We start from the raw sequence: 3,074 nt of genomic DNA on the forward strand, positions 1-3,074 counted from the left end.
AACTTGTAAGTACTTAATATTGAAACAGCAACTTATATTATTAAGAAACATAATTTAATGTCAGTAAATAAAAGAAGATTGTTACCAGAAAAAATAGAGATATAAACATAACAAAATGCAAACGTGACTTTGAATAAGGTAGTAAAGATGATATACCTATTAAAGAAAAAAATGAAACATTTAACAACTATGTACTTTATGTCATTATGAAATGATATTTTTGAGATCAATAAAGAGATATTGGATAAAACCTCTAATATTATATATTAGTTATTTTTAAATTTTAATTAATATATTTTATTATATAAATTAAATTTAAAATCAATTTGCAAAAAAGAACTAGATAATTTATACTTAAGCTAAATTAAAAGTTCACTAAAACGAACTATTAATATAAATGTAAGTAAAGAAGTATTCATAACTGTAAGTATAAGTATAAATAATTATGTAAATAGAGATATTAATATGATAATAAGTAAAATAGTAAATAGGATAATAAATAAGCAATATATGTACCTAATCATAACTATAGAGCAAAGTTGGTTGTTTACTTATAAACGTAAATAAGAACGCAAATAAAGACGTAAGTAAAGATATAAGTATTAAGTTAAATAATTAAAATTAATGATTAAAGGAGCGTTTTAATATGGCTAACACTAAAACACAGAAGATATTAAGTATCTCAAAAACAAAAAGTGAGAATATCGCAGAATGGTTTGTCAGTGACGCACAGTGGAAATTATTAGCTGAACATTTAGAGTTAGGTAAAACAGCTATCTTCAAATATAAGAAACTAATCAAGATCAAAACTGAAGAAAAGGACGCACTTTATGCGTTAGGAGATATCTTCACGTTGAATCAACTAAACACTGTCATTGAGCTATTTAACGACGCTATAGAACACCCTGAAAAGTATAAAAAACCGAAGAAAAAATCTGACGTCGATTTAAAAGCACAGGCTGATGTCATTCAAAAACATACGAAAGATATGAATATGGATTATTTAGGTTATCAAGGTAAGCCGACGGCAAGGAAAGAGAAAGCCGAAATAGAAACTGAAAACAAAACAGATAAACGGGCTCAAATCCCTGACAAATCAGAAGTTATCGCTAAACATAATGCTGAGCGTAAAGCGATGAAAGAAGAAATAGAAGCTTTGCCTAAAGATAGCCAAGAACGAATAGAAAAAGAACGAGCGTATAAGCAATCAGAAGGCGATAGAATCGCTGAATTTTGGGACGCACAAAAGCGAGAACAGGAAGATAAGTAGGAGTGAATAGCGATGGCTAAGGTATGGAGATACACAATCAAGTTACCACCTATGGGGACACCGAGACCTCGTACAAGACGTTTAGATGATGGACGTACTATCACGTATTATGACCAGTCTTATAGTGATTATTTAGACGCAATACAAGCCGAACTAGCGAAAGATAATGCGATTAATGATGATTTTTATGACGTGATAAATACCGAGTTAGGCGTGAAAGCTGAAATCATGTTTTACGTACAAGCGCCAAGAAGTCAAAAGCGAATAAAAAAGCTAACAAGGACGACAGCACCTGATATAGATAACTTGCTCAAAGCAGCATTAGACGGCATCTTCAGAGGATTAGAAGTCAAAGACAGCCGAGTAGCATTGGTATCAATGGGCAAGTTTCAAGAAATGGAAAATCCAAGAACTGAGATAGTTTTAAGGGGGATTGAGTAATGGCGAACACAAATTTAGATAAGTTTCTAGTGATAGAACAAATGATGGACGAGGCACAGGGATTAATGGAGCCGTATTTAAGCAGTTTAGAGCAACGTTATGAGTATATGAATGTGTTGAGAAAAGAATATAGTAATCTATCGCATACACTAGGCAAGATACAGCAACGTGTAATCAAGCAAGGTGATAAGCTCGAAGTAGACGCAGACGTAAAGAATGTAGCACAAAGTGCAAGAGACCGAATAGACGAGCATATAGAGGCGATAGAAGAAGATAAAGCAGATGGAGATAATCAACCATCGGTTAAGCAATTAAAACGTGCTAGAGAAAAGTTAGACGGCGAATTAGACGAAGACAGCATAGGAGAAGCATGGCGATTGTTGAAAGTTCGAAAAATAGAAATCGAAGAGTTAAATGTGCTTATGGACTTAATCGACGCTATGGAAGACGGTAAACAAGATAAAGCAGAGAGTATTGTTAAAAAGATTGAAAAGCTAAGAAGTGATTATACAAGTGGCTTTGTACGCTATAGAGAAGCATTAGAGCAAGGAGAAGACGTACAAAAAGAAGTTGATAATGTTATCGGCGATTTAGAAGATAGTGGCTATATACAAGAGGCTGAGAGCCTTACAGACGCAAGACCTAGTATTGCAGAAGAAAGAGGATTAAGACCTGACGCACAACCGCTTCTAGACCTTTTAAACCCTATTAAGAGTGCAGGTTTAGAGTATTTTCAAAGTAGAAATAGGAACTCAGCATCATATGATTTAAACGTTGCGTTTGCGAAAGAAGTTGCTTATACAAGAAGAGCGTTATTAGAAGACCGTGAATATATCGGTACTAGAAACGCATTTAACCGTTTAAATACGGCGTTTGAGGAGCTTTCAGGCTATATGTACGACCGTTTTTATCAACTAGGAGGCACACCAGTAAATTATCACGGACATGATGATAGAGTTAGATAAAAAATAAAAGCAGCAACCAAGCACCATATTAATTATGGTGCTTTTTATAATGCCGTCATATCAAGGTTTTAAAGACATTTATAACCATAATCAAGTAATAAAAATAAAAGTTCGCTAAAACGAACTGTAAAATACAATAACCTTTAAAAAGGTATAACTAATTAAATATATCATTAAATAAGTAGATAAGTAAACAGTAATAATAAAAATTAAAAGGAAATTAAGCGATATACAGAGTATATAATCAAATAAAGAACAATATAAAATTAGAGGTAGAAATAAAATAAATATAAGTTCACGAAAGTGAACCGAAAAGGAACGAGTATAAAATTCAGTTCGCAAAAAAGAACCGAAGAACAAGTGCTATGGGCTATTAGCCCATAGCACTTGTTCTTCGG

3 protein-coding genes are annotated in these 3,074 nt (G+C 32.8%); all 3 read left to right on the top strand.

The genetic code is table 11. From position 1 onward, the window contains the following. Positions 1 to 646: 646 nt before the first annotated feature. From ACZ267_RS11765 to ACZ267_RS11775, 3 genes are read left to right on the top strand one after another with little or no spacing between them, the layout of a single operon-like run. The gene (locus ACZ267_RS11765; RefSeq protein ID WP_002467475.1) at positions 647 to 1,270 is read left to right on the top strand and encodes a hypothetical protein; all 624 of its coding nucleotides are present in this window, start codon (positions 647 to 649) and stop codon (positions 1,268 to 1,270) included. Between the two features lie 12 nt (positions 1,271 to 1,282). Beyond that, positions 1,283 to 1,711 (top strand): RusA family crossover junction endodeoxyribonuclease, encoded by a 429-nt coding sequence (locus ACZ267_RS11770; RefSeq protein WP_002467478.1) that lies wholly within the window; start codon positions 1,283 to 1,285, stop codon positions 1,709 to 1,711. Then, the gene (locus ACZ267_RS11775; protein ID WP_002467482.1) at positions 1,711 to 2,676 is read left to right on the top strand and encodes a hypothetical protein; all 966 of its coding nucleotides are present in this window, start codon (positions 1,711 to 1,713) and stop codon (positions 2,674 to 2,676) included. Before ACZ267_RS11770 ends, ACZ267_RS11775 begins: the two co-directional genes overlap by 1 nt. The last annotated feature ends 398 nt before the right edge of the window (positions 2,677 to 3,074 follow it).

This window comes from Staphylococcus sp. AC872, assembly GCF_979255425.1.